General features: G+C 43.6%; 22 protein-coding genes and 1 riboswitch. Of the genes, 16 read left to right on the forward strand and 6 right to left on the reverse strand.

Translation table 11 applies throughout. From position 1 onward, the window contains the following. Positions 1-4: 4 nt before the first annotated feature. The 13 genes from MKX60_RS17750 to MKX60_RS17810 all read left to right on the forward strand — a co-directional run bounded on the left by MKX60_RS17750 (position 5) and on the right by MKX60_RS17810 (position 14,101). Positions 5-1,360, forward strand: a complete 1,356-nt coding sequence (locus MKX60_RS17750; RefSeq protein WP_076282873.1) for an ABC transporter substrate-binding protein — start codon at positions 5-7, stop codon at positions 1,358-1,360. 160 nt (positions 1,361-1,520) lie between these two features. Continuing rightward, positions 1,521-2,474, forward strand: a complete 954-nt coding sequence (locus tag MKX60_RS17755; RefSeq protein ID WP_042187483.1) for a carbohydrate ABC transporter permease — start codon at positions 1,521-1,523, stop codon at positions 2,472-2,474. Continuing rightward, positions 2,471-3,334, forward strand: a complete 864-nt coding sequence (locus MKX60_RS17760) for a carbohydrate ABC transporter permease (RefSeq protein ID WP_094868591.1) — start codon at positions 2,471-2,473, stop codon at positions 3,332-3,334. Before MKX60_RS17755 ends, MKX60_RS17760 begins: the two co-directional genes overlap by 4 nt. Positions 3,335-3,417: 83 nt before the next feature. Next, positions 3,418-5,142 carry a cache domain-containing sensor histidine kinase gene (locus MKX60_RS17765; protein WP_341060568.1) on the forward strand — a complete coding sequence of 575 codons (1,725 nt, stop codon included), beginning with the start codon at positions 3,418-3,420 and terminating at the stop codon, positions 5,140-5,142. 33 nt (positions 5,143-5,175) lie between these two features. Further along, positions 5,176-6,522 carry an ABC transporter substrate-binding protein gene (locus MKX60_RS17770; RefSeq protein WP_076282869.1) on the forward strand — a complete coding sequence of 449 codons (1,347 nt, stop codon included), beginning with the start codon at positions 5,176-5,178 and terminating at the stop codon, positions 6,520-6,522. 16 nt (positions 6,523-6,538) lie between these two features. After that, positions 6,539-8,137, forward strand: a complete 1,599-nt coding sequence (locus MKX60_RS17775; protein ID WP_339270726.1) for a response regulator — start codon at positions 6,539-6,541, stop codon at positions 8,135-8,137. A gap of 169 nt (positions 8,138-8,306) precedes the next feature. After that, a complete protein-coding gene (locus MKX60_RS17780) occupies positions 8,307-9,371 on the forward strand; it encodes a fatty acid desaturase (protein ID WP_042187494.1) in 1,065 nt (354 codons plus the stop codon). A gap of 161 nt (positions 9,372-9,532) precedes the next feature. Continuing rightward, entirely contained in the window at positions 9,533-10,669 is a 1,137-nt protein-coding gene (locus MKX60_RS17785) for a sensor histidine kinase (protein ID WP_341061130.1), read from the forward strand. Beyond that, the gene (locus tag MKX60_RS17790) at positions 10,669-11,271 is read left to right on the forward strand and encodes a response regulator transcription factor (RefSeq protein WP_341060569.1); all 603 of its coding nucleotides are present in this window, start codon (positions 10,669-10,671) and stop codon (positions 11,269-11,271) included. Before MKX60_RS17785 ends, MKX60_RS17790 begins: the two co-directional genes overlap by 1 nt. A gap of 125 nt (positions 11,272-11,396) precedes the next feature. Further along, positions 11,397-12,482 (forward strand): aspartate-semialdehyde dehydrogenase, encoded by a 1,086-nt coding sequence (gene asd / locus MKX60_RS17795; RefSeq protein ID WP_076282867.1) that lies wholly within the window; start codon positions 11,397-11,399, stop codon positions 12,480-12,482. 314 nt (positions 12,483-12,796) lie between these two features. Next, positions 12,797-12,997 carry a hypothetical protein gene (locus MKX60_RS17800; protein WP_179086692.1) on the forward strand — a complete coding sequence of 67 codons (201 nt, stop codon included), beginning with the start codon at positions 12,797-12,799 and terminating at the stop codon, positions 12,995-12,997. Between the two features lie 115 nt (positions 12,998-13,112). After that, positions 13,113-13,295, forward strand: a complete 183-nt coding sequence (locus tag MKX60_RS17805; RefSeq protein WP_042187505.1) for a DUF3934 family protein — start codon at positions 13,113-13,115, stop codon at positions 13,293-13,295. 113 nt (positions 13,296-13,408) lie between these two features. Then, entirely contained in the window at positions 13,409-14,101 is a 693-nt protein-coding gene (locus MKX60_RS17810) for a pseudouridine synthase (RefSeq protein ID WP_341060570.1), read from the forward strand. On the opposite strand, the gene thiE is transcribed toward MKX60_RS17810, so the two are convergent. From thiE to MKX60_RS17840, 6 genes are read right to left on the reverse strand one after another with little or no spacing between them, the layout of a single operon-like run. Beyond that, complete coding sequence (gene thiE / locus MKX60_RS17815; RefSeq protein ID WP_143764012.1) at positions 14,082-14,738, reverse strand: thiamine phosphate synthase; 657 nt, start codon at positions 14,736-14,738, stop codon at positions 14,082-14,084. The genes MKX60_RS17810 and thiE overlap by 20 nt on opposite strands. Continuing rightward, the gene (gene thiD / locus MKX60_RS17820) at positions 14,728-15,555 is read right to left on the reverse strand and encodes a bifunctional hydroxymethylpyrimidine kinase/phosphomethylpyrimidine kinase (RefSeq protein WP_076282863.1); all 828 of its coding nucleotides are present in this window, start codon (positions 15,553-15,555) and stop codon (positions 14,728-14,730) included. Before thiD ends, thiE begins: the two co-directional genes overlap by 11 nt. Before the next feature lie 22 nt (positions 15,556-15,577). Further along, on the reverse strand, positions 15,578-16,372 hold the full coding sequence (gene thiM / locus MKX60_RS17825; protein WP_076282862.1) for a hydroxyethylthiazole kinase: 795 nt from the start codon (positions 16,370-16,372) through the stop codon (positions 15,578-15,580). 40 nt (positions 16,373-16,412) lie between these two features. Beyond that, positions 16,413-17,447 carry an ABC transporter substrate-binding protein gene (locus MKX60_RS17830; RefSeq protein ID WP_341060571.1) on the reverse strand — a complete coding sequence of 345 codons (1,035 nt, stop codon included), beginning with the start codon at positions 17,445-17,447 and terminating at the stop codon, positions 16,413-16,415. Beyond that, the gene (locus MKX60_RS17835) at positions 17,444-18,217 is read right to left on the reverse strand and encodes an ABC transporter permease (protein WP_341060572.1); all 774 of its coding nucleotides are present in this window, start codon (positions 18,215-18,217) and stop codon (positions 17,444-17,446) included. The genes MKX60_RS17830 and MKX60_RS17835 overlap by 4 nt, the downstream gene beginning before the upstream one ends. Beyond that, positions 18,198-18,893 carry an ABC transporter ATP-binding protein gene (locus MKX60_RS17840; protein ID WP_341060573.1) on the reverse strand — a complete coding sequence of 232 codons (696 nt, stop codon included), beginning with the start codon at positions 18,891-18,893 and terminating at the stop codon, positions 18,198-18,200. Before MKX60_RS17840 ends, MKX60_RS17835 begins: the two co-directional genes overlap by 20 nt. Positions 18,894-19,160: 267 nt before the next feature. Next, positions 19,161-19,264: riboswitch (TPP riboswitch) on the reverse strand. Between the two features lie 223 nt (positions 19,265-19,487). On the opposite strand from MKX60_RS17840, the gene MKX60_RS17845 reads away from it, so the two are divergent. The 3 genes from MKX60_RS17845 to MKX60_RS17855 are packed head-to-tail and all read left to right on the forward strand — an operon-like array spanning position 19,488 to position 21,811. After that, positions 19,488-20,324, forward strand: a complete 837-nt coding sequence (locus tag MKX60_RS17845; RefSeq protein ID WP_076282859.1) for an amino acid ABC transporter substrate-binding protein — start codon at positions 19,488-19,490, stop codon at positions 20,322-20,324. Positions 20,325-20,375: 51 nt separating this feature from the next. Beyond that, positions 20,376-21,044: an amino acid ABC transporter permease gene (locus MKX60_RS17850; RefSeq protein ID WP_042187519.1), complete on the forward strand. Its 669-nt coding sequence runs from the start codon at positions 20,376-20,378 to the stop codon at positions 21,042-21,044. Positions 21,045-21,058: 14 nt separating this feature from the next. Continuing rightward, positions 21,059-21,811, forward strand: coding sequence for an amino acid ABC transporter ATP-binding protein (locus MKX60_RS17855; RefSeq protein ID WP_076282858.1), 753 nt, complete (start codon positions 21,059-21,061; stop codon positions 21,809-21,811). Positions 21,812-21,837 lie beyond the last annotated feature (26 nt).

The raw sequence follows: 21,837 nt of genomic DNA on the forward strand, positions 1-21,837 counted from the left end.
GGGAATGAATAAAGTAAAACACTTGGCGCTTTCGTTAGTCGCTATCATGCTTGTAGGTTCACTGGCAGCATGCGGAGGCAACAACGCCGAGAATAATGCATCAAGTAAAAATACAGGTAACAACGCAGCAAGCACAAATGAACCTACAAAAGACGAGGGTACTGAGCCTGCTGAGAAAATCGAACTTTCTTTCTGGACACTCGGTAACGTGAACTACGAGGATCTAGCGAAAGAGTACACGAAGGAACATCCAAACGTTACGATCAAGGTTCAAAATACCGGTGACCAAACGGCTCACCATAATAATTTGACCACTGCTTTATCGGCGGGGTCGGGCGCACCAGATATTTTCCAACTTGAAATCGGTTTCATGGAGCGTTTTATTAATGCACAGGATAAATTCTATAACCTGAATGATCTAGGAGCCAAAGATATTCAAGCGAACTATCTGGATTGGAAATGGAAACAAGCCTCTTCCGTAGATGGAAGCTTCCAGCTGGGTCTTCCTACAGATATCGGTCCAACGGTTGTGTATTACAGAACAGATTTGGCTGAAGAAGCAGGATTGCCAAGTGACTCCGAAGGATTTGGCGCAGCGATTGATACTTGGGACAAGTTCGCAGCTGTAGCCAAAGCTTTCAAGGAAAAGACAGGCAAACCGTTTGTAGACCTTACTGATCTTACATTTAACGCATTACGTGACCAATCTGCGGATGAAATCTATTTCAGCAAAGCGGATGGCAGCTTTATCGGAGACACTAATCCGCAAGTTCGCAAAGCTTATGATTTCACAGTTAAAGGTATCCAAGAAGGCTGGATCAGCAATGTGATGCTCTGGTCTCCTGAATGGGGACAAGGGATGAACGACGGATCATTTGCAGTGGTTATGGGACCTGCTTGGATGGCAGGGAATGTTAAGAGTAATGCTCCAGACTCCACTGGCAAATGGAAAATCGCGCAGCTTCCAGAAGGTGCTGGTAACTGGGGTGGTTCGTTCTTGACACTCCCTAAAGAAGGTAAGCATTCTAAAGAAGCTTATGACTTTATCGCATGGATGGATAACAAGGATAATCAACTGGAATCATTCAAAACTAAAGGATTGATGCCTTCTATACCTGCCCTGTACGAAGATCCGGCATTCGTAGATTTCAAGGATGAATTCTTCGGTGGACAACAAACGGCTGTTGAATTTGGTAAAGCTGCTAATCGTGTAAAACCTGTATACTACGGTCCTCTTCATGACCAAACCGATACCTTCTTCAAAAATGCACTGAAAAATGTGCTGGAGAAAAAGGCTGATCCGGCTAAAGAGTGGGATGAAGCTGTAAAACAAGCGAAAACACTGGCTGAACGCAGTTAAGATTTCTAATAAAAGCACTCTATTTCTAGAAGGTCCGGATTCATGGAGAACGGTATTCTCTATGAATTCGGATTTATCTCGCATGAACGCTTGCTTAGCGTCCTTATAGAGACGTCAAAGACGTTTTTGCTTAATACGTTAGATTACCTGGAGGTGTGACATGGCTGAGCCTGTTATTTCGAGTCCGCATGCCGAGAGCAAGCGCCCGTTTTTAACTGAACAAAGAAGGAGCCGCATCACCGCTTATACTTTCATTTCTCCTTTTTTTATTCTGTTCTCGATATTTGGACTATATCCGATCTTCTTTACGATCTACCTCTCGTTCTTTAAATGGGATGCCTTGAATCCTATGAAATTCGTAGGAATGAAAAATTATGAATTGGTCACAAGCGACCCTACCTTTTGGATTTCTTTTAGCAACACCTTAATTATGGGACTGCTCGGAACTGTTCCACAGATCCTATTGGCGCTTTTGATTGCCGTATTGTTGAATTCGGGGATGACTCGTTTCAAGAAAACGTTCCGTGTTCTCTTTTTCATGCCCAATATTACGTCTATCGTTGCGGTTACCCTGGTGTTTAGTACGCTGTTTGGGAACAACGGGATGATCAACTGGATGCTCAGTGGTTTAGGGCTTGATAGTGTGGCCTTCAACTCTGGCTGGTGGGGGGTCAAAATCGCGATCTCAACCATGGTGATGTGGCGCTGGACAGGGTATAATGCCATTATTTTTCTATCAGGACTTCAAAGTATTCCGACGGATTTATATGAAGCAGCCCGTATTGATGGAGCGAACAGAAGGCAACAATTAACCTTCATTACATTGCCATTACTGAAACCGTTCATCGTATTTGTCACTTTGCTCTCGACTATAGGCGCCCTGCAGCTGTTCACTGAGCCTTATGTATTCTTAGGACAATCAGGAACGGGATCTACACGTCAGGAAGGCATCACTATGGTTACCTATTTGTATAGCGAGGCATTCCGCAATGGATTCTTCGGTACGGCGGCGGCTACGGCAGTCCTGCTGTTTGTGGTTACGATTATATTTTCTGTCCTTAATATGCTGGTTTCAAGCCGCATGGGTGGAGATACAGGAGGGGGTAAAGCGTGAGTACTGTGCGTCTATTAAAAAAAGATCCGGATGATCTTGGGATTTTCGGCAAAGTAGGATTTTATCTCATTCTGATTCTTGGTGCACTCGTGTCCATCTTTCCTTTTTACTGGATGTTTGTAGTTGGCACAAATGATAGGGGCGCAGTATTCCATGTACCCCCTTTGCTTACGGTTGGGAACCAGTTTTTTGATAATTTCCAGCGGGTTCTGGATAAAACGGATTTTTTCCAAGCTCTTGGAAACTCATTATTCGTCTCGTCTATGGTAACCATATCGGTCGTATTTTTCTGTACACTTGCTGGTTATGCTTTTGCTAAATATGAATTCCCGTTTAAAAATATTCTGTTTTACTTTGTAATTGCCACTCTATTTGTACCCCAGCAGCTTGGTGTGTTACCTACTTATGTAATTATGGCCAAGCTCCACTGGATCGACTCTTTCAAGGCGCTGATTGTTCCGGCTATGGTTAATGCCTTTGGGATCTTTTGGATGCGGCAGTATATCTCTACAGCTGTACATACGGAACTGATCGAAGCAGGACGGATTGATGGCGGCGGACATTTCCGGATCTTTTGGAACATCGCCATTCCAGTTATCACTCCAGCTATGGCAACACTAGGCATATTGAATTTTATGACCGTATGGAATGACTTCTTCTGGCCTTTGGTCGTGTTAAAGAACCAAGAACATTTTACAATACAAATCGCGCTCCAGCAGTTATTCTCCAATCGCGACGGTCTGGATTATGGAATGATCATGTCAGCTACGTTTACGGCGACCTTGCCACTGCTGATCGTCTTCCTGTTATTTAGTCGTTGGGTAATTGCAGGACTAACCTCAGGAGCTATTAAGAGCTGATTTTACTTTTAACATTTACAAGGGAATGGGCGGTTTCGTGAAGAATACTAGAGGACAGAGACAGCAGGGGGAAGGGGAATACCATGAAGCTCCGCCGTAAAATCTTGTTCGCTATTATTCTTCTCGTCTTTATTCCAGTGATTCTGATGGGGATTGTTACTTACGTTAACTTCTCTAACGCTATGGAGAAAAAATCAAGTAACTTCTACTGGGTTTCACTGCTCGAAACGGATCGAAAGCTCAAATTCGCACTTAGTGAAATCTCCTCGATCTCAAATTCTGCGATCACACAACCGGTTATTCAACAATCGCTCAAGCAGTCTAACTTTGTGCTCACCTATGATCGCAAGCAGGAACTCAACAACTTACTCATTAATCATCCGATGATTACTTCATTTAGTTTATATAGTAAAGATCGGTTGCTTTATCAATACAATGCGCCGATGTCCTTTGAGGAGATGAAGAAGCAAAGTTGGTTTCATACTATGGAAAACGCTGAAGGGCGCCCCGTATGGTCAGGACCTGGTGAGAATGGTTCGGCGTTATCGGGCCATCCGGTACTTGTGCAAGCCAGAGTAATCAAAGATTATTATTCTCTTGAAGATATAGGCTATTTGGTCGTTAATGTTAAACCTGATTTACTGGATCAGATTTTCTGGGAGGCAGCAACGCTTAAGAAGGGTGATATTCTGCTGGTGAACAAGCTGGGGAATATCGTTTTTAACAAATCCGGTGAACATATTGGGCAGCGCACGGAGTTCCCTTTTTTAGAAAATGATTATGCCAAGGAACAAAACTATTACATCGACAACTATCAGGGGGAAAAATCACTCATAACCTTCCTTCCTTCACATAATAAAGACTGGTATTTGGCAGCGATTACACCGATGAATCTAATCTCTTCGGAATCTATATCTATTCGTAATATTGCGATTATTTTGAGTACGGTTTCATTGTTATCCGCCATTTTGTTTGACCGATATTTTGTTAGAAGGCTCGTTTATAGCATTAACAGCGCGGTCAACGGGATGAAGCGGGTGAAGCAGGGGATATTTACACCTATCACTACACGTTATCGTGCGGATGATGAAAGTGATTTTCTGATTGATGGCTTTAACCGGATGAGCACACAGATCAACGAGTTGATTGTGCAAGTGCAGACGGAGCAGGGTCGCAAAAAGGAAGCGGAAATGAAGGCATTGATGGCGCAGATTAATCCTCATTTTATTTATAATTCACTGGAATCGATTAATTCGATGGCCGTGCTGCAAGGTAATAAAGATATTAGTAAAATGGTCATTTCACTCGGCAAGCTGCTGCGAATCAGTATTAGTCAGAATCAAGAGCTGATACCTCTGCAAATGGAGTTTGAACATGTTCGCCATTATCTGGATATTCAAAAGTTTCGTTTCGAGGATAAATTCTCGTATATTATAAATCTTCCTGAGAGTCTTAGAACGTTTATGACTCAAAAGCTGATTGTTCAGCCCATTGTAGAGAATGCATTGTACCATGCAATTGAGCCGATGGAGGACCCTGGAATCATAGAAATCACAGCCTATGAAATGGGTACGGATATGATCATTATCGTAAAAGATAACGGTCCGGGCTTCGACTTAGCCAAGATGATGAATCTATGGGATAACGAGGGAGGCGGCCAGAAGAAATATAGTGATAGTGGTGTAGGGCTTAAGAATGTTCATGAGCGCCTGAATATCAGATTCGGCAGTCCATATGGCTTACTTGTGTGTTCATCCCCTGGATTTGGTTCAACGATTCGAATCCGAATACCAAAAATACTGCCATAATCGATCATACAGAGGAAACAGGGGGAGATTGACATGAAGTGGTTATTGAAGTGGGGCTGGATGTGGATATATCTAGTGCTGATATCTGGCGCTGTTCTATTTATTACGTTAGGAGATCACGAACCGATTGAAGATAATTCACCAGAAAAAATAACGCTGACTTTCCGTCACTTCTGGATCAAAGAGCATGATCGGCCACTGCTGGCTATCTTTGAAGAGATCGTGGATAAATACCAAATTGCGCATCCGAATGTGAAAGTCAATTTTGAAGGACTAGACCAGACGATACACCGTGAACAAAAGCTGAAAAGCGAGATGGTTACTGGCACGCCACCAGATATGTTTGTTTTATTTGGTGGAGCTGAAATAGAGCCGTACGTGCGCTCCAATCGGCTGGTTGATCTGACTGATTTTGTTCGAGAGAACGGTCTAACCAATCAATTCAAGGATCTGCATCTATGGACCTTTGACAACCATATTTATGGATTGCCCATCGAAGGAAACGCTGAACCACTGTATTTCAATAAGACTATTTTCAACAAGCTTGGTCTAGGGGCGCCTACAACGCTTCAAGAACTCGATGATGTCATACTGAGGCTCAAGGCTGGAGGATACATTCCGTTTGCACTCGGGAACGAGGATCGCTGGCCTGCCGGGATCTTTGCACATTATTTAATGGATCGTTATGCTGGCTCCGAAGTGTTCCAAAAGCTAATCACAGGTGAAGATCAAGCGAGCTTTCAGAATGAGTCCTATTTAAAGGCTTTTGAGCATTTGGATCAATGGATAAAAGAAGGTGCCTTTAGTCCCCAGTCTAATGATCTCTCAACTGAAAATGCAGTCGGTTTGTTTACAAGCGGCAAGGCTGCGATGTATTTAAACGGGAACTGGGATATCAATTTATTTTCTGGTAGTGCGGCTCCAGCTGATTTTCAGAATGAGGTAGGCGTTATTCCATTTCCTGCCTTGAAGCAAGGAGAGGAGCCTTCGATTGCGGGGGGATATACCATCGGCATCGGTCTTTCCTCCGAACTAAATGGAGCTAAACGGGAAGCCGCTTTGGATCTTATGAAGGCTTTTTACACGCAGGAAGTTCAGACCCGAATTGTATATGAAGGACTGAGAATTCCATCCATTCGTATTGCTTTTGATCCGGAGAAGACCGGTCCGGTATTCGCGCAAGTGATGGAAATGATGGAAGTGAACCGCAAGAGCTTTGTGCCTTACGATAACGTATTATCACCTGAAGTTAAGAAAATGTTCCTAAGTGTCATCGAAAAAATGATTAACGAAGAAATGTCTGCAGATCACGCTTTAAAGCTAGTGCAGGCATCATCGATGGAATACTGGAATCTGATCCAAAACTCAAGTGTTCAATAAGCATGGAGGTGCTGGAATGGATGAGATAGAAGAGAAATATAAAGTACTGCTCGTAGATGATGAGCCGATTATTCTTCGTAGTCTAAAAGTAGCTATTCCATGGGATGATCTCCAGATGGAAATTGTGGGAGAGGCTCGAAATGGAGAACTAGCCCTCCGCTTAATAGAAGAAACTACACCGCATATTATAATCAGCGATATCCGTATGCCTGTGATTGACGGAATCACTTTGATGAAGGAAGTATTACCAAAGAATTCTAAGCTGGTATTTATCTTTATAAGTGGTTATGGGGAGTTCGAATATGCGAGAGAAGCTTTGCGTCAAGGAGCCTTTGATTATTTGCTGAAACCCATCGACCATGACGAACTGGTTGAAATGCTATACCGAGCGAAAACGAGGCTGGATGAGCAAAAAGAGAACGATCAGATGATGCATTCCGTTCAGATGCTGTCGATGCTAGCCCGTGAACGGATGTTTGCTGAAATTACTTTGGGAAATGCAAGGCCGCTTGAACACCTGAAATGGCTGGAGAACAGTGAACTTGAGAGTGGATATTTCATGGCTGTTGTCCAATTGGATGATTATTCTGTGCTTACTGGGCAGTGGAGTGTGGAAGAAAAGCGGCTGTGGCTGTTTGCGATCCGTAATATTGTTGAAGAGTGGTCTCTGGAACATGGAGTACTTACAGTCTTTCCTTTTCATAACGGGGAGTGGATATTGCTCTTTCCTGGATCTTTAAGCGCGAGCAGAAGAGAACTAGGTGAACATTTAATTACAGGGATCAAAAGATACTCCAAGTTAAGCTGCTCTGTAGGAATCAGCCGCTGTACACAAGGGATTGATCAATTAAGTACGGTGTATCCATTGGCTGCGAAGGCTTTGTATCAACGTTTCTATTATGGTCTTGCCGGGGTGTATATAGATGAGGAAACAACCTTCGCAGACAATACAGAAGTGAAATATCCAAAAGAGCTGGAGACCTCGTTGATAGAGAGTATTCGTACCTTGAATAGAAACCAAATGTCATCATTGTTTGATGAGTTGGCATTATATATTGAGGCTCAAGCTATTCCTAAAGAGATAGCAGAACGTCTTCTTGTGGAAATGGTTGTTGTGTTATACAGACATTTTGAACATTTGAATCTAAATTCGGATTGGTCTCTACATGGATTACTAAGTAAGCTGCACCATTTGGTTACCTTGAGTGAAATGATGTCTGCGTTGAAGGAAGAATTTGGGGAGCGATTGGATCAAGGTAGTAAACCTGTGAATCGGGAAGACACACGCAGTTCCATCGAGAAGACGAAACGTTATATCGAGAGTAATTACTATAAAGACTTAAGTATTGAAGAAGTATCGGAGCTTGCCGATCTTAGTGTCAGTCATTTTTGTACTTTATTTAAACAAATAACAGGCTATACGTTCTTGGAGTATGTGACTCACTGTCGAATGGAGAAGGCGAAGGATATATTGCAAAGTAGTAATGTGAAGGTATATCAGATCGCTCCACTAGTTGGTTATCAGGATCCACGATATTTTACTCAAGTCTTTAAAAAAGCTAGCGGTCAGACGCCTACGGAATATCGTGAAGAGCATACGAGGCAGGTTAATTAACGAAGAAGTACACGGATTGCATAGCAAAAGGGGGGAAATAGGGCATAAGTATGACATTTATCATACCCTTTACTTGATGTTTATGACTTATAGGATGACACTTTATCTCCTATACTTAGGATAGATAAAAAGATCCTTAGCCAGACACATCAAGGAGGAAACGATAAAGATGACTACAAAACAGACATCACAGCTCTCCAGTCTTAAAAAAAGTGTAGCCCCTTACGAAAAAAACGACCGCAACGCGAGCATAAGACAGCTCATTAATACTTTAGGGCCACTTGTGCTGTTATGGGGCGGAGCTTATTTCTCTTTATCCGTTTCCTACTGGCTCACCCTTTTGTTGGCCATTCCTGCAGCAGGATTTGTAATCCGAACTTTTATTATTTTCCATGACTGCACACATGGTTCGTTCTTTAAGAATCGTAGAGCGAATGACATTATCGGAACGATTACAGGTGTACTTACACTTGTTCCTTATCGGCAGTGGAAGCATAGTCATTCCATTCATCACGCCAGCTCCAGTAACCTCGATAAAAGAGGGATTGGTGACATATGGATTATGACTGTCGATGAATATGAAGCAGCTTCATCCTGGAAACGTCTGTATTACCGGATTTACCGTAACCCACTCGTGATGTTCGGTTTAGGACCTATTGCTGTTTTTATGATTCAATATCGGTTTAATGCTAAAGGCGCTAGACGTAAAGAACGGATGAATACCTATTTAACAAATGTATCTATCGCAGCTCTCTACGGTTTGCTTATTTGGGCGATCGGCTGGCAAGCCTTTATCATGGTGCAATTGCCAATAGCCTTTGTATCCGGTTTTCTCGGAATATGGTTGTTCTATGTTCAGCATCAGTTCGAGGATTCCTACTTCGAGAATGAATCGGAGTGGAGTTATGTTATGGCTGCAGTAGAGGGAAGCTCATATTACAAGCTACCTAAGCTATTGCAATGGATCACAGGGAACATCGGGTTCCACCATGTCCATCATTTAAGTCCAAAGGTACCCAACTATAATTTAGAAAAAGCACATAATGCTACGCCACCATTGCAAAAGGCGACGACCATAACGCTTAGCACTAGCTTGAAGGCTCTACACTTCCGTCTTTGGGATGAGGAGAATAAGTGCTTCATCAGCTTTAAAGAGGTAAAGTCGAGACTAAGCAAACCTAAGGTAGCGGGAGAAGTCCTGCAAGTTCATAAGACTAGACTCCAAGGAGAATAATAACTATAGGTTCGAACAAAATAGGAGTATAAAGAAAGGTTAGAGCCGGAGAAATCATTCGTGGCTCTAATCTTTTTCTATTTATCGTAGTGGTTCAACAGATTTTCACTGAATTTGTGCTAGAATAAGGAGAGTAATGTATGGTAAAAAGGAGAGCGGTCATGCAAAAGTGGCATCATATTTTTCATAAAAGCACAGGTCTCAGCCCTTATGTGTGGGTCGTTTTTTACATTCTACCGTTTTATTTTATATTTCGCTCCTCCTCTACCTACCAAGTAGTTTGGGGAATCTTGATGATTGCTGTATTTTTTGTTTGTTATGTGCTTTCCTTTGTTTCTAAGGGGTGGCTGGTTTATTTCTGGACGAGTGTCCAAATTATAGTTTCTATAACAATGACGCTTTTGTTCGGATATATGTATTTTGCGCTTTTTTTAGCCTTTTTTATTGGGAATATACAGAATCGAGTAGGGTTCTTCACACTGTACTCTATTCATCTGTTAACTACGATCATTACAATCAATTATGAGCTGCTCTCGCGTAATTCAGTGTTTATTAGTCAACTACCGTTCGTGCTAGTAAGTATGATTGCAGTGATTCTACTTCCAATCAGTACGTATAACCGAAATAATCAGGGCAAGTTACAAGATCAATTGGAGGATGCGAATAAGCGAATCTCCGAACTCGTTAAGATTGAAGAACGTCAACGGATTTCGCGAGATCTTCATGATACATTAGGTCAGAAGCTTTCATTAATTGGTCTGAAGAGTGATTTGGCAGGAAAGCTAATCGACTCTAATCCTACCCAAGCAAAAGCAGAGATCAATGATGTTCGACAAACGGCGAGAAGTGCGCTGAAAGAGGTTCGTGAGATGGTTACGCGAATGCGTGGCATTCGGCTTGAAGATGAACTTATTCATATTCAGCAGTTTCTTGCAGCTGCTGAGATTGATTTTAAGCTGGAGGGAAATCCGAAGCTAACCAATACCTCATTGATAACTGAAAATGTGCTAAGCATGTGTATAAAGGAAGCTGTCACTAATGTTGTGAAGCACAGCGGGGCAAAGTCTTGCTCTATTCAGATTAACCCCTCACGCACGGATCTAGTCATTAAAGTGAAAGATGATGGGACCGGTATACCTGGAAATGATCTTTATTTTAAAGGTCATGGGCTGCAAGGCATGAGAGAGCGTCTTGAATTTGTGAATGGCTGTATGGATATCGTGAGAGATAGCGGGACTACAATTGTGATTAAAGTACCCAATGCATTCAAACATCAGGAACAGGAGGTCATCCTATAATGATTAAAATTGTAATCGCTGAGGATCAACGAATGCTCCTCGGGGCGTTGGCTTCTTTGCTTGATTTAGAAGAGGATATGAAGGTCGTAGGCCGAGCAAGTAATGGGGAAGAAGCTGTTGCAATGGTTCAGCAGCTTAAACCGGATATCTGTATTATGGATATTGAGATGCCGGCAATGAGTGGTCTCGACGCTGCAGAAGCCCTGAAGACTAGCGGCTGCAAAACGATGATATTAACGACCTTTGCCCGGGCGGGATATTTCGAACGTGCGCTCAAAGCGGGTGTTCATGCTTATTTGCTGAAGGACAGTCCTAGTGAAGAGCTGGCACTCTCTATCCGGAATGTTATTGCAGGCAGACGCATGTATGCACCGGAGCTGATGGATGAAGCCTACAGCGGTGAAGTGAATCCATTGACTCAGCGGGAGAAGGAAGTACTCGGCCTGATCGCCGATGGCAAAAATACGAAAGAAATTGCCAGCGAGCTGTACATTACCACCGGTACGGTACGGAACTACATTTCTGTTATCCTCGATAAGCTGGATGTGGGAAATCGGATTGAAGCGATCACTCGATTTAAGGAAAAAGGCTGGTTTAAATGAAAATATTAAATTTTTTAATGTTATTTTGATGTTAACACTCGCCAAATGTTCTCGACCCGTATATCATTAATTATCGGCCTATTATTCACAATAGGACAGTTAATCAAAAGGAAGTGTATTTTCTGATGTCAAGAAAGCTAAGAGCCGGCATAGTTGGCGGCACAGGTATGGTAGGACAACGTTTTATTGCCCTTCTAGAGAATCATCCTTGGTTTGAAGTAACTGCGATTGCTGCCAGTGCGAAATCTGCTGGGAAAACGTATGAAGAATCGGCCAAGGGCAGATGGAAGCTATCCACTCCAATGCCTGAGAACGTGAAGAATATTATGGTTCAAGATGCTTCTAAGGTAGAAGAAGTAGCTGCGGACGTAGACCTGATCTTTTGCGCAGTAGACATGAAAAAAGAAGAGATTAAAGCGCTCGAAGAAGCTTATGCTCGTACGGGTACTCCAGTTATCTCCAATAACTCAGCGCATCGTTGGACACCGGACGTGCCTATGGTTATTCCTGAGATTAACCCAGAGCATCTTGAGGTTATTGCGCAGCAAAGAAAACGTCTGGGAACTGAGACTGGTTTCATTGCGGTTAAACCTAACTGCTCCATTCAAAGTTATGTGCCTGCGCTTCATGCACTTAAAGAATTCAACCCTTCTAAAGTTGTAGTCACCACTTACCAAGCAATTTCGGGTGCGGGCAAGACTTTTGCTGACTGGCCTGAAATGCTAGACAACGTGATTCCTTACATTGGTGGCGAAGAAGAGAAGAGCGAGCAAGAGCCATTGCGCATCTGGGGAAGCGTACAAGAGGAAGGCATCGTAAAAAGTGAAGCGCCGACGATTACTTCGCAGTGTATCCGTGTGCCTGTAGCGGATGGACATATGGCTGCTGTATTTGTTTCTTTTGAGAAAAAGCCATCCAAAGAAGAGATTCTGAAACTCTGGAATAGCTTCAAAGGACGTCCTCAAGAGCTTGAACTGCCTAGCGCCCCTAAACAGTTCATTACTTATTTCGAAGAGGAGAACCGTCCACAGACCAAACTGGATCGTGATATTGAGAATGGTATGGGCGTATCGACGGGCAGACTTCGCGAAGATGCCATCTATGATTACAAATTCGTAGGTCTTTCCCATAACACCCTGCGCGGAGCAGCTGGCGGTGCTGTATTGATCGCTGAGCTTCTGAAAGCAGAAGGTTATATTCAGCCTAAATAAAATGGATAAGCTGTAAAGCTGATTCGAAATAGACACCTCATCAAAGCTTAGTCTTTGATGGGGTGTTTTTTAATGGGTTGATTTGGTAAAATAAGTTAGGGAAGGAGCTGATATACCTGTATAAATATTTATTAGCTTTTTTATGGTTACCTTTAATACTATTCACAAGCGGATGTACATCATCAACTCAAGAGGAGCAAGAGTACGGAATATCTTCTATAAATGCTGAAATTCCTATTCCTAAGAAAGCAAAGGAAATCGAAGTGACAACAACTTCAAGTAACCCCAATATAAAAATAGGCGTAAAATACGAATTGGATAATATAGGGGGAGAACAAGGTCTCTATCGACCTGACCACTACTTTAATAAATTAGAGGATGCTGGCTGGGTGGAGCTGGAGGACAAGCGGTTAGGGCATGTGCAATTTTTCGAAAAAGAGGGTACTGTCATCGCCATTGAAATACATGAAGATACCTTTGATATTCATGAAATGAATAAAGATGCTAAATACTAATCAGAGTATCGTTAGACGAAGCTGAGCTATTACTTAAACAGAAAGTTTGAGAGTGTGGTAAAATAGATGAAGTGTATAAACTATACGAATTCTGAATGACTGACGGAGTGATAAGATGGGTGCAAAAAGTAAAGGTGGCGGCACAGGCAGAGGTACGGGGAGTAAGGGCTGGACACGCTGGAACAAAACAGCAAAACCAGTTAAACCTGCAAAAGGTGCTCCAACCACGGGTCCAGGCGCTAAAGATGCAAGTGGAAGCAAGGGCAATAACGTGAAAAAAAGCGGAAGCTCGAAATAGCTCCCTTGAAATCAATTATTCCTGTAGGTTAACATCTGATTTTGATCGTTAAAATCAGGTGTTTTTTTATGGATAGATGCAAGTACAGTATCAGAAGGAAAGTAGGATCATCAGTGAGAATCGATAAATTTATAAGCGAAACAGGCTTCTGTTCCAGAAGGGAAACGAAACGACTCATTACCGCAGGCCGGATCGCTGTTAACGGCATCGTCTGTGATGGGAATATTCTTTTAGAGCCAGAGGATATCGTATGGATTGATGGAGAGCCCATAACAAGCAGTAAAGGGGAGCCGGTATACCTCGCGCTGAATAAACCGATAGGCATCACCTGTACAGCTGCGCCAAATGTAGCTGGGAATATTATAGATTTTGTAGGTTATCCCTCACGGATCTTTGCGATAGGCAGATTAGATAAACACTCGGAAGGCCTCATTTTGTTAACCAACGATGGAGATATCGTAAACAAAATGATGCGTTCCGAGAATGGGCATGAAAAAGAATATGTAGTTCATGTAGACAAGCCAATAACGTCAGAATTCATACATGCCATGTCTAGTGGTGTGGATATTCTTGGCGTCACAACAAAACCTTGTGAGGTCTCTCGGATCGCGGAATGTCAGTTTAGAATTATCCTAACTCAAGGCCTTAATCTGCAAATACGCAGAATGTGCAAGGAGTTAGGATATAGAGTACTAAAGCTAGAGCGTATAAGAATCATGAATATTACACTTGATAGTTTGGAGCGAGGACAATGGCGGCATTTGAGCGGAGAAGAGCTGAGTGAGCTTATGACCCGCTTAAATTAACTTCGTGAACAAATCCTCTGGCTGCCAAGGTGATGTCTTCAGCGCCCGCAATAGCTGAGATAACGGAGATACCGTCCGCACCCGCAGCTAGTACTGGTGCTGCATTGTGCACCGTGATCCCGCCTATGCCAACCAAAGGAATCGTAATGCCGCTGTTTCGTATTTCTTCAATAACTGATGTGCCTCGAACAGCTTGGGCATCCTCCTTGGAAGAGGTAGGATAAACAGGACCAATGCCCAGATAATCGGCTCCATCCGCTATCGCCTGCCGAGCTTCGGCGAGCGAATGAGCGGACACACCAACGATCTTATCCTCGCCAAGCAGCTGCCTAATCGCTAGCGCAGGGGTATCATCTTGTCCTACATGAATGCCGTCCGCATCAAGGGCGATGGCTAGATCAATATCGTCATTAACGATAAAAGGGACTCCGTTAGCACGACATATCTTTTGGAGCCGTCTTCCTAAATTAAATTTAACTTGGGCAGTTAATGCCCCAGTACCTTTTTCACGAAATTGGAACATCGTTATGCCTCCCGCGACCGCTTCTTTTAATACCTTGGCTGGGGCTATCCGACAATTCACACTGCCCATAATGAAATAGACTTTTAATAAATCCCGCAGTTGATCACTGTCTATTTGCTTCAAGGTTCATCCCTCGCAATCTATTCTGATATGCAAAATGATTCGTAGGTCCATGTCCAGCCCCTATGCCCAGCTCGTCTTCAATCGCCGCTTGTATAAAAGCTTTAGCTATGTGTGTTGCTTCGGGAACGGTTTTGCCCTTAGCAAGCTCGGCAGTGACTGCTGCTGAATAGGTGCAGCCTGTGCCGTGCGTGTGTCTAGTCTGAACTCGTTGACTCTCCATAAAGATGAATTCGTGACCATCATATAGGAGATCCACAACAGCCGTAGTTGAGGTATCATGCCCACCTTTTAGCACTACATAGTTAGAGCCCATGGCATGAATGAGTTTAGCCGCTTCTTTACGATCGACTATAGTAGTGATGCTTCTGTTGGTAATCATTTCAGCCTCTGGAATATTGGGTGTCGTCACTAAGGCTAGCGGGAGGAGATGATTGATTAAGGACTGAACAGCTTCTTGCTGTAGCAGCGTGGAGCCCCCTTTAGCAACCATCACAGGATCAACTACAAGATTACGCCAGCTGTATTGCTGGATCTTCTCTGCTACGATACGTATGATGTCACTGTTAAAAAGCATTCCGGTCTTCACAGCATCCGGCTTCAGATCAAGTCCAATGGAATCAAGCTGCTGAATAATAGCTTCCAGTGTCAACGGATAAACACCTTGAACTCCGAGGGTGTTCTGGGCTGTCACAGCCGTAAGAGCACTCATTCCATATACAGAAAGCTCCTGAAAGGTTTTTAGATCTGCTTGGATGCCAGCGCCACCACCGCTATCCGAGCCGGCTATAGTTAAAGCTTTAGATATCATCATTGTTCACTCCTTAGGGTTGTTATCTGAGTTGCTGGATTATTGATTTATCTTGGTAAGTTTCAGCTGTGACCAAGCTCAATTGATTTAGAAACTCGATTTGAAAGCTCCCCGGACCTTGTCCAGTCGTTAGTTCAGCGGCGATTTCAGCAGCCACTCCATATAAGGAGAGAGCTTCTACTGCGGCTTCAAGAGATGCTCCTTCACTTACCGCTAGAAATGCACCGACTACTGCACTTAGCAGACAACCGGTTCCCGTTACTTTCGTTAGAATAGGGTGACCGTTGCTGGCAATGTAGGTGTTATCTCCATTTGTGATGACATCGTCTTTTCCGGTGATGATAACTACACAGCCTAACTTCCGCGCGGCAGTCTCAGCCAAGACGACTACGTCGCCATCCCCTTCGCCTGCATCTACCCCTTTAATAGACCAGCTTTCACCAATGACATTGGCAACTTCAGCTACATTGCCACGTAGAGCGGTAATCTGCATCTCATTCACTAGCTTTTGAGTGACCGCTGTTCGATAAGAAGTGGCTCCCGCACCCACTGGATCAAGAACTAAGGGAACGCCGTGCTTATTCGCAGATTGTCCCGCGAGCACCATGGATTGAATGGCGTAGTCATTCAGTGTACCGATATTTAGAACTACGGCAGATGAAAATGCTGCGATATCGACCACTTCCTCGTGAGCATCCGCCATAAAGGGGGAGGCACCGAGCGCCAAAAGACCGTTGGCTGAGAAATTGGCTACGACGATGTTGGTGATATTGTGGACCAGTGGATTGGATTTCCGTACTTTGGATAGATAACTCATGATTATTCCTCCTCAAGTTTTATGAGCGAATAGCTAATGTTTAAAGATTAATAAAAGCATCCTCAGCTTTGATGTCAGTAGACAGTAAATCATTGTCCGATAGCCACTGTCGTACCTTCTCCCAAGACGCGGGCGCTTGATATCCAAAATCTTGATCACCCGCATTCATTAGCGGTAGTAGAATCGCCAGGCTCTTCTCTTCAATTTGCTTATCGAGTGGAGAGGTCTCATCTTCGTGTGCAAGCAGCAAATTTAACGCTTTTTCCGGATTATCCTGCACAAATTGTTGTCCTTTTGTAATTGCATTTAGAAACTTTTTGAAATAGGATTCAGAATTTTGTATTCCTTGATCGCTGGCGACAAGGACTAGCTCATAATAATCGGGGACTCCGTAATCCGTGGGATTGAACGAGTTCACGCGATGACCTTCTTTTTCCAAGATTAATTGTTCGTGGTTAATGAACCCTCCCATAATAGCATCCACTTGCCCCGTCGCAATCGCCGGAATAAGATCAAAGCCTACGTCTATTAATTTGCTGGCCTTAGGGTCACCCCCATCGTTTTGGATCATCGTACGAATCATGGCTTCATAAAGAGGAATGGAAGAATACCCAATCTGTTTACCTGTGAGGTCTTTTGGACTATGAATGTCACCAGCCTGAGGTACCATTAAATGATTAAGCGGATGCCTCACAATCGCAGCAATCGAACGTACTGGAATGTTCTCACTGCGTGCCATGAGCACCTGAGGTTGATAGCTAAGCGCTAAATCGATTTGATTCGCTGCTACAAGTTTCAGTGCGTCATTGCTGTCTGCGGGCATTTGGATCTCTACGTCCAGACCTTCCTCTTGGAAATAACCATTCTGCTCAGCAGCATATAAAAAAGAGTGAACGGCATTGGGATACCAATCGAGCATAATCGTCAGCTTGTGCGTTTGTTTAATTTCGTTATTAGATGAATTAGCAGGAGGACTACTTACATTGGATGCTTTTCCGCAGCTGGTGAAGATTAGGAGTGAACATATGAGAAATACGGGAATAAGCCATTTTCTTTGGAAATTAAAATCATTCATTGCTTAGATCCTCTTTTCTTTAAAAATAATGGTTCGAGCAGAGCTATCATCAGAAACAACACTACACCGAGCGCGGACAACAGAAATACAGCGGCGAACATTTCGGCACTTTGCATATTTCCGGCCATCCTTCTGCTAAAGTAACCGAGTCCTTTGCTGCCGCCGAGCCATTCGCCGATGGTTGCTCCAATCACGCAGTACACAATGGATAGCTTTAGTCCTGAGAAAAAAGAGGGCAGCGCCAGCGGGATTTGGGTTTTAGCAAGCAGTTGCCAGCGGTTTGCGCCAAATGTTAACAATAAGTCTTTGTAGGCTGGACCACTTGTACGAAGTCCGTCATATGTACTCACAACGACTGGAAAAAAAGCAGTTAGAAACACAACAGCCACTTTGCTCCACAGCGTATACCCGAACCACATAATAAAAATGGGGGATAGCGCGATTAACGGGATCGTCTGACTGATAATAAGGAACGGATAGATGGCCTTTTCAAGGGGGCGAAATAAGAACATTCCGGTGCCCAGCAGTGAACCACAGATAACCGAGAGAACAAAACCTACCAATATTTCCTGCAGTGTCGCCATTAAATGCGGTCTGAGTAATTGCCTGTGTTCGATCAATGCGATACCTATTGAAGAAGGTGCAGGTAGGATAAAGGCTGGAATCAAGTGAAGACGAACAGCTGATTCCCAGATCACAAGAATGAACAATAGCAGTAGAATGAAGGGGCCGTAATTGTTTAAATATTTTTTAAAAGGTATGGGATGCATACAGTCTCCGCTCCAACTCTTCCCGTAACGCTATAAACCGGGGTTCATAGTTCATCTTGTAATGTCTTGGCCTCGGTAAATCAACGACGATCTCCTGTAATTCGCTATGCATGCCTCCAGACAATAAATAAATCCGATCGCTTAGTAACAGCGCTTCCTCTAGATCATGGGTGATGAGCATCACTGTTTGATCCAGCTCATCCCAAAGCTCCAACAGCCAACGGTGTATCTCACGTTTGCTCATAGCGTCGAGCGCTCCAAATGGCTCATCTAGCAGCATAAGACCGGCCCCGCCGCCAGCTACAAGCGTTCGTAGAAATGCGACTCGCTGTTTCATGCCACCCGATAGCTCATGGGGATAAGCCCTCTCTACATCGGCCAAACCGAAGCGTGACAGCATTTCCCGAATGTGAGAGATCGTCTGTTGTTTACTAAACCTTGGTTTAATCTCCCAGGGCAAAAGACAGTTGTCGAGCACGGTTCTCCAAGGCAGCAGCAAATCCTGCTGAGGCATGTATGCGATCTGACCTAAGCGAGTAGAGGATGACGAGTTCGAATGAATTATTATTTTCCCATGAGTGGGTTCGAGCAATCCTGCTATAGTTTTGAAAAGCGTACTTTTTCCGCATCCGCTAACCCCAATGACAGAAACAAACTCACCTTGCCTGATATCCATGGATAGATCTGCGAATACAGGGGGTTGTTCTGATTCCGGAAAGGAGTAGGTTAAGCCTTGAATGGATAGGATTGTCGTGATGGTCGAACCTCCTAAAAAGTTTTGTGAGCGTTGGCTTCTTGGAAAGCATCGTACAAAATTTGCTTCGGAAGCCTACGCTTAAGTTTTGTGATTGATTGTAAACAAATAAAGACCCATTCATTTCCGGTGGGAAATAAATGGGTCAAAAAGTTCATTCAGCATAGGAACACTAAAAATGCATGGGATGAAAATTCTGCTCCACTTCCCTCCGCTGGTATGATCCAGATCAGGTTCCAAGGGTCCGGAGCTTGAAGCTCCGTCTCAGTCGGCCGACTCCCCTAGTGAAATAACAGGTCCATATTTAATTTGTTAATAAATATACCATATCTTTCTGAGATGTAAAGAGAGGATCTTGTGAAGGATTATTCTAAGAATGGGTAATATAAGGGTAGAGATTTACCTAATATTACAATTCCGATGTATATAATCGGAAAAAACCATTGACGGTAAACAGCAGCCAGTGTAGTATACAATTTACCGGATGAATTCCGGGTAAAGAGAGGGGAATTAATAATGAAAAAACTAAGTTTAACTATTCTATTGGCGTTAACCGTGGTGTTTGTAGCGGCCTGCGGCAATAATTCGAATACCGATACTTCTAAAAATTCTTCAGCTGGAACGAATGGTGGAAATACAGCCACTGCGCAAAACAGTCTGGAAGCTGTTAAAGCTAGCGGCAAATTGCGTATAGGAACAGAAGGGACGTATGCACCCTTTACTTATCATGACGCTTCGGGGAAACTGACCGGCTTTGACGTAGAAATTGCTGAGGAAGTAGCGAAGCGCCTCGGTGTTGAACCAGAATTTTTTGAGACACAGTGGGACGGTATTTTTGCTGGGATGGATGCCAAGCGTTTTGATGTTATTTTTAACGAAGTATCCATTAATGAAGATCGTAAAGTGAAATATGATTTTTCTGAACCGTATATCGTATCTAAAGCGGTATTGATAGTGAGTGAAAACAATGAGGATATCAAAACATTTGCAGATCTTAAGGGTAAAAAAGCTGGACAATCTCTAACCAGTAACCTGTCCGATATCGCCCGTGAGAACGGTGCTGAAATCGTTGCTACAGACGGGTTCAATCAAGCGATGGACCTATTGACCTCAGGCCGTATTGATGCGACTGTAAATGATGGTTTGTCTTATCTGGACCTGAAAAAGCAAAAGCCTGATGTGAAAATTAAAGTGGTAGATGAGATTCCTGACGGTTCGCAAAGCGCAGCTGTTTTCTTAAAAGGCAACGATGAGTTGGTAAAAGCAGTTAGTGATGCAATTGTTGAAATGAAGAGCGATGGCACATACTTAAAGATTTCTGAGAAATACTTTGGTGCTGACGTTTCAAAATAATACAAGGTTTCAGAAGCTAACCAGCTTGGAACCAAAAAAGGATGTCTAAAAATGGATGACCGCAAAATACAAATTTTCTTAGATTCACTGCTACCCCTGCTAAAAGCTGGGGTGGCTTTTACCATTCCTTTGGCATTGATATCATTTGCACTGGGACTGATCTTAGCGATATTGACTGCACTAGCTCGTCTCTCCCCGTGGGTACTTCCGAAGCTGATCGCTCGCTTTTATGTATGGGTCATTCGTGGAACCCCTTTGTTGGTACAACTGTTTATTATTTTCTATGGTTTGCCGGCAGTTGGAATCGTGCTCGACCCTTTCATAGCCGCAACCATTGGATTTACGCTTAGTGTAGGGGCTTATTCATCAGAAATTATACGTGCTGCTATCCTGTCTATACATAAAGGTCAGTGGGAAGCGGCCTTCTCCGTTGGGATGACTCGTACCCAGGCACTGCGCCGCGTTATACTGCCACAAGCTGCCCGTGTTTCTGTACCGCCGTTATCGAATTCCTTTATTAGCTTGGTCAAAGACACTTCACTGGCAGCGACCATTACCTATACGGAGATGTTCAGAACAGCACAGCAGGTTGCTTCCACCTCCTATGAGCCACTGCTGATCTATTGCGAAGCAGGATTGTTCTATTTACTATTCTGCTCAGTGTTATCAGCACTGCAAAATTACTTGGAGAAACGACTGAGTCGTTACTCTGCGAGCTAAAGGGGGAGACAATTATGATTGAAATACTTAATTTGCATAAATCCTTCGGTGAGCTGCAGGTATTAAAGGGCATTGATCTCGAAATGGAACATGGCAAGGTACTGGTCATTATTGGCCCATCGGGTTCAGGCAAAACAACGCTTTTACGCTGCTTTAATCTGCTTGAAGTCCCTGATAAAGGAAGCTTATCGCTCAGTGATATTAAAATTAATTTCACGGATAACAAGAAAATCCCCCAGAAGTCCATTTTGGCATTACGCCAAAAAACAGGGATGGTCTTTCAGTCCTATAATCTTTTTCCGCATATGACTGCACTAGGCAACGTGATGGAGGGGCAGGTGACGGTCCAGAAACGATCCAAGGACGAAGCACGCGAACGTGCCCTTCAGTTGTTAACTAAAGTTGGCTTGGCGGACAAAGCGGATGCTTATCCGCACCAACTGTCTGGTGGCCAGCAGCAACGGGTAGCTATCGCTCGTGCCATGGCAGTAGATCCAGAGGTGCTGTTGTTCGATGAGCCTACCTCTGCGCTTGATCCTGAGTTGGTGGGGGAAGTGCTTAAGGTTATTAAACAGTTAGCGGCAGAGGGAATGACTATGGTGATCGTGACCCATGAGATGAAATTTGCTGCGGATGTGGCTGACCGGATCATTCTGATGGATGGAGGCCATATTCTAGAGCAAGGGACTCCGCAAGAAGTTCTTGAGCATCCGCAGCATCCTCGTGCTCTGCAATTTCTGAACAGAATTAGTGGAGAAGAAGTATAGAAGAAGATCAAGACGCAAAAAAGCAG

Origin of the sequence: Paenibacillus sp. FSL R5-0914 (assembly GCF_038004525.1) — a bacterium.
Taxonomy (GTDB): domain Bacteria; phylum Bacillota; class Bacilli; order Paenibacillales; family Paenibacillaceae; genus Paenibacillus_AQ.